The 5,275-nt window shown below is 46.8% G+C and carries 5 protein-coding genes; 4 read left to right on the plus strand and 1 reads right to left on the minus strand.

The window, feature by feature from the left end; genetic code table 11:
- Nucleotides 1–304: 304 nt before the first annotated feature.
- Nucleotides 305–1,539 (minus strand): IS3 family transposase gene (locus QP891_RS11500; protein ID WP_221923571.1). Its coding sequence is split into 2 segments (ribosomal slippage): nt 305–1,251 and nt 1,251–1,539, totalling 1,236 coding nucleotides; the frame shifts between segments, so codons are not numbered across the junction.
- 235 nt (nt 1,540–1,774) lie between these two features.
- Here QP891_RS11500 and QP891_RS11505 point away from each other — a divergent pair.
- Genes QP891_RS11505 through QP891_RS11520 form a run of 4 tightly spaced genes read left to right on the plus strand, consistent with a single transcriptional unit; the run spans nt 1,775 to nt 4,561 of the window.
- On the plus strand, nt 1,775–2,068 hold the full coding sequence (locus tag QP891_RS11505; protein ID WP_284771346.1) for a hypothetical protein: 294 nt from the start codon (nt 1,775–1,777) through the stop codon (nt 2,066–2,068).
- 16 nt (nt 2,069–2,084) lie between these two features.
- Nucleotides 2,085–2,795, plus strand: coding sequence for an ATP-binding cassette domain-containing protein (locus tag QP891_RS11510; protein WP_269954349.1), 711 nt, complete (start codon nt 2,085–2,087; stop codon nt 2,793–2,795).
- Nucleotides 2,792–4,234 (plus strand): hypothetical protein, encoded by a 1,443-nt coding sequence (locus tag QP891_RS11515; protein WP_284783789.1) that lies wholly within the window; start codon nt 2,792–2,794, stop codon nt 4,232–4,234. Before QP891_RS11510 ends, QP891_RS11515 begins: the two co-directional genes overlap by 4 nt.
- A 9-nt stretch (nt 4,235–4,243) precedes the next feature.
- Nucleotides 4,244–4,561 carry a hypothetical protein gene (locus QP891_RS11520; RefSeq protein WP_284771349.1) on the plus strand — a complete coding sequence of 106 codons (318 nt, stop codon included), beginning with the start codon at nt 4,244–4,246 and terminating at the stop codon, nt 4,559–4,561.
- Nucleotides 4,562–5,275 lie beyond the last annotated feature (714 nt).

Genomic DNA, 5,275 nt, shown 5'->3' on the forward strand with positions numbered 1-5,275 from the left:
CGTCTCGCCATAGTAGTCATTCTGGTTCATCTCCTTATGCGGGTTGGGTTCCCACACACAAACCATCAGACACTCTCCAGTATGAGCAACAGAGCGCGCTCAAAACGTTAGGGCGCGCACGCGCAAACGAGCACCGGGACGTGGCAATCACACGGGGAAAGGAAGTCGCAGGCGTAACTTCCACAGCAACGCTAAACCACAAAGGGTTTAACCACTGATGTGGACAACTTATGACACGCCATTCTTTTACAGAAAAGGCGACATCTCATAGAGGGATAGAACTGAAGTGCCCCGGGTTTTGTTCCTAGGCGTTTGCCTTGATTTCTATTATTGCTTGCGGCGGGTGCTGGTCCCAAAATTCGGTTTCCACTTCAGCTGGCGTGCGGTAGCCCAAGCTTTGGTGAAGCCTCGTCTCGTTCCACCATGACACCCACTCAAACGTCGCGATTTCCACCTCGACAACCTCATCCCACCTGCGAGTATGGATCAGCTCGTTTTTGTAGGAACCATTAACGTTTTCCGCCAGAGCATTGTCATAGGAATCCCCGACAGTTCCGGTGGAAGCGGCAATCCCGTGCTGGGCAAGACGCTCGTTGTAGACAACGCTGACATACTGCGAGCCGTGATCCGAATGATGAATGAGACCTGTTGTTTCCTCAGCAGACGCGATCGCCTGGTTGAGAGCTTGCAGCGGCAACGCTTCGGTGCGCATGGAATCTGATAACGCCCACCCAACGATCCGTCGGGAGTAAACATCGGTGACAAACGCGGCATACACAAAGCCTTTCTTCGTGCGCACGTAGGTAATATCAGCCACCCACAGCTTGTTCGGGCCTTCGGCTTTGAATTCTCGCTCCACCAAGTCCGGGCGTAAATCCGGCCTTTGAGGTGTGCGAGTGGTCATAGGCGAGCGGCCTTTGCCTTTGCCTGATACACCGGCTAGACGCATCAGCCGCGCGGTTTGTTCACGACCGATATCGATTCCGTCACGATGAAGAGCATGCCACATTTTCCGCACACCGTAGATGCCGTAATTATCCCGATGGATAGCACTAATGCGTTCAACCAGCACAGCATCACGAAGGCGGCGAGCACTTACCCCACGGGCCTTGGACTGACGATACCCACGCGAGGTGATGAACCCACCAGCGCGGTTTTTCTTCAACGTCTTACAGATGAACTCGACAGAGAAACGATTCCGGTATTCATCGATGAACCGGATCATTTCCGACGTTTTGGGTCGAGTTCCGACGCGAAAAAAGCTGAGGCAGCCTTTAAAAGTTCATTGGTGTCGCGTAGCTCTTGATTTTCACGGCGAAGCCTCGCGTTTTCGGCGGCCAGATCTTCAGGCACGGGTTCTGGGATGTTTCCCGCACGGCGGGCCTGTTGGGTCCATTGACGGGCTGTGTGCCATGACACCCCCAGCTTTGGGGCTACTGCCTGGCACGCGGCTTGCATCGACATATTTTCCGCCAAGATGCGGTCCTCTACAAGACGGACCACACGATCCTTCGCATCCTGGTCAAATTTTCTTGGCATATTCCAGATTTTCCCATCTACTCAAACGGAACAAAACCTGGGACACTTCAAACCGTACGCACTTAGCTCATCTGTCAACCCTAAATCCAGAAAAATAACTCTCTAGGTAAGAGATATCCGTTTTCACTTCATCTGTAGAAAACATTATAACTGTGTAATACAATGCCTTTCGGACACACGAACATACTTCTACGCCAAAGTGTCTCTCCAGTCAGTTCTACCCAAAGGAAACCAAATGACCACTGTCATTGACCGCTCTGCACCTACTACTGAAATGCCAGCTCTCGCCTCTTCACCTCTGGGCGCATACTATTTTCCATATCTGCTTAGCGCAAAGGACCGCTTTGACCAAGCATTGCTCCGCTACGACGCTTGGTACGTGGTGCTCGTTGCAGTACTCCTCGCCCTAGGCACCGTCCTCCTAGCAGGTATGGCTGTGTGGTGCGTAACGAAAGGTCACGGCAAATTCACCGGACACTGGAAATGGGTAGAGTGGGGATTTTCAGTCAACATGGAATGCGAGCGCTAATCCACTCTAACGACTAATGCTCACTACATCATCAATCACCTACTACTACGCTGGCAGCTCTTCTCCAGCTATCAATGACATAAGCTTCGAGGTTGCCTCCAGCGGAGTAGTAGGTCTTGTTGGTTCAAATGGATCCGGGAAGAGCACTTTGCTAAAAATGCTTGCCGGAATCCTCACCCCCAGTACCGGGACAATCAGCCTATCCGGATTGCCCCCTGCCTCGCGGGAGGCAAAGCAGAATACTCTGCTCCTAACCGGCAATGAAAACCTCCCTGATTTCCTAACCGGACTAGAATTAATAAAATTTTATTCTTCGCTATACCATCAGCCAGTTGACTCTCAAAAACTAGACGACTTACTTCAGAGATATCAACTATCTGGACAAATTAGCTCTCTTATTGAAGACTACTCCCACGGAATGAAAAAGAAGCTCCAATTCATCTGCGCTCTTTTAATGAGCAGGGATTTAACTATCCTAGATGAAACACTCAATGGTGTTGATTTTCAGTCCCTTCGCTTAGCGAAAGAAGACCTGTCTAATTTATCGCGTGATAAAACAGTCATTCTATGCACCCATGACAATTTTCTCACTGAAGACCTTGCTGACCGATACCTAGGTTTAAAAGATGGACGGCTGCTACGCGACGTTACCTATACTGAAATGTCAAACCAATACGGCAGCCTTACTTCTCTTCTCGAAAACCTCGTAGAGGAGGGAAACAGGTGACAGTCGTTCAGGAAACACTATCTATAAGCAGGTTTTTCAGAACTTTCCTGATTAGAAGAATGCTCTCCCTCGGCATTCTGCGATACCGAGGGACGCGAATACTGTTGGCGTTCCTCGGGACCACCCTCTTAATAGTGCTGGCCACCATCGGCTACCTCTTTTACAGAGGGTCGGATAAAGTTAAGCATATAGACACATTAGTCTTAGACCTAGCCAATCTGACACTCCCCCAATGGGTCTTTATTGGCTTTATTGTGGTAAGACTACTTTTTCTCAAATCATCAAATATGCTCTCTCTAACTGAGAGCCTTCCCGTTACAGACCACCAGCGTTCGGTTGCCCTTTTCATAAATGAATTAGTATTTATCGCGGGAATTCTGATAATCATATTCTTTTCTTCTATCGCACCCCTGCCATTTGTTTTTGGGATAGAAGTATCTAGCCAAGTGGCTACTTCTATCGTTTTTCCCGCAGCCACACTAGTGGTTGGACTTGCCTTCATCTACAACATACTGACTTGGGGTTTTTCTGTAATCCGGCTGGAAAGAATAAAAGACATATTAGCAATTTGCGTATTGCTAATACTCGCTGGATTATCTCAGATTGGAATGACGACGAAAGTCGCTAGAATTACCTCAGCATTCCAATCTGGGAACAGAGCATTCCTGTGGAGTGATACCTACACCTGGATTTCGGAAAAGTATGGCTTTTTCATTTGCTCCCTGACGGCTGTTATCTCATGTATTTTTCTATTAACAGCAGCAACCCTAACAAGCGGAGCGCTCTTCACCAGACAAAAAGAGTACATCCTTACTAGAACGCCCTCTAAAGGAGACTTAAGTAATCCGTCTACTATTCGCCAAACCCTCTTTAAGTCTTACCTCCTTAGTTTTTTAAGAGCGCAAGAAACTTGGATTACTCTAATATTCGCGCTGGGAGGTTATATTCTTCTCATTATTTCTCAGTCTATCCCCCCCATTCTAGTCGGAGAAATAATTTCGTTCCTAGGAATCTATGCCTACTCATCAACAAGTCCGCTACGCAAATTTCCATCTCTTAAGGTACGCCCCGTTGAGGTCTACCTCTTCCTTTGCTTATCTTTGTTAAGCATATCTATTCCGTTTGTACTCGTTTTCTTTATAGGATTTTGGGCCATTGGGGGGGACAACACTACGGGACTAATTAGCGTAATTGGCTGTATTGGGACTATTCCACTAACTACAACTTTAGGGATTATTCTTCCCTCCGAAAAAGACAATCCTCTTGCAATTATAACTGGTATAGCCATCGCTGCTATATCTGTAATATTCTTTGTCTTAGGGCTTTCCGTGTTTTCCCTTCCCCCCTGGGGGTGGGCAATCGCCACGCTACTTTTCCTTCTAAGCGTAGCGTCAGCCGGAATAATCGAAATAAAGAAAAATTCACTTCCAGACCATTAAGGAACAATAATGAAATTCTTTTCCACTGCGCTTGCCAGTCTTATCATCGCATTTTGCTTGACCGGCAGCGCGGCAGTCTTAACGATTCTCTATTTAGCGTTCTCAAATGACGCCGAAGAATTCAAAGCAACCGGCTTGTTCGATTCAGTCTTCTTCTCTTCCTCGGTAAACGAAAGAAACAATCTAGACGCGACCTTTGGAATCAATAGCCAGTTGAATTTGTTTATCATTTTCATGGCTCTTTTTATCTTCTCATTTATAACCATCTTGATTTTTCGCGCACTAACGCGATACAAGGAAAATTTAAAATCTTCCACTCGTGAATAGAAAAAATATAAACGCCAACGCGTTAATATCGCTGGCTGGAGAATTAACAGTTGCCATATGCCGCCAGATGTCCCCCTTGATAATTGTCTTGGCGGGGATAGCCCTACTGGCATCTACATTTGCCATCGCTTTTAGAGACACATCCCTTCTTCCTGTACTCACCTTTTCTCTAAAAGCATCCTTTTTTACGCATTCCTTCCTTTCTGGACTCACGAAATGGGTCATATCGTTGCATCTTCAATATTTCTCCCTGAGGACCCCCCAAAGATAGAATCCACGCTCTTCCGCATATCAGTAGTTACTAAACAGCCAAAGCTTGCTCGAGATGCAAAAATCATCGCATGTATGGGTCCTTTTAGTGCAGCATTTTTAGCATTTCCAGCTTTTGCAATGGACTCTTTTGGTATTGGCATAGCCTGTTTAGCCCATCTCATTTTCCTATTTCCTCCCTTTGGAGACGGAAGAATATTGTGGCAACGGCACTAAAGAATCGACAAACTAATTCATTAGTCAGAACGCAACTTGTCAGCATCTTTTATACCGAGAACCTTGTCAAAGAAAGGTCTGATGGGTTGTGCATGAGTGCCTAATCCACATAAGGAGATGAAACAGAATCGCTACTGTAGCTTGACGAGAGCTGAGGTTACCCTCGTTTAGTGGACACCCTATTAGTACGGATCTTGTGTCCGTAGGAGAGGATGTTCATTGTGAGTT

This window comes from Corynebacterium sp. MSK310 (assembly GCF_030227355.1).
In the GTDB taxonomy this organism is placed as follows: domain Bacteria; phylum Actinomycetota; class Actinomycetes; order Mycobacteriales; family Mycobacteriaceae; genus Corynebacterium; species Corynebacterium rhinophilum.

What these genes read in the sequence shown, in the direction of transcription:
- QP891_RS11505 (WP_284771346.1), top strand. Translation starts at nt 1,775, where the DNA reads ATGACCACTGTCATTGACCGCTCTGCACCTACTACTGAAATGCCAGCT.
- QP891_RS11510 (WP_269954349.1), top strand. Translation starts at nt 2,085, where the DNA reads ATGCTCACTACATCATCAATCACCTACTACTACGCTGGCAGCTCTTCT.
- QP891_RS11520 (WP_284771349.1), top strand. Translation starts at nt 4,244, where the DNA reads ATGAAATTCTTTTCCACTGCGCTTGCCAGTCTTATCATCGCATTTTGC.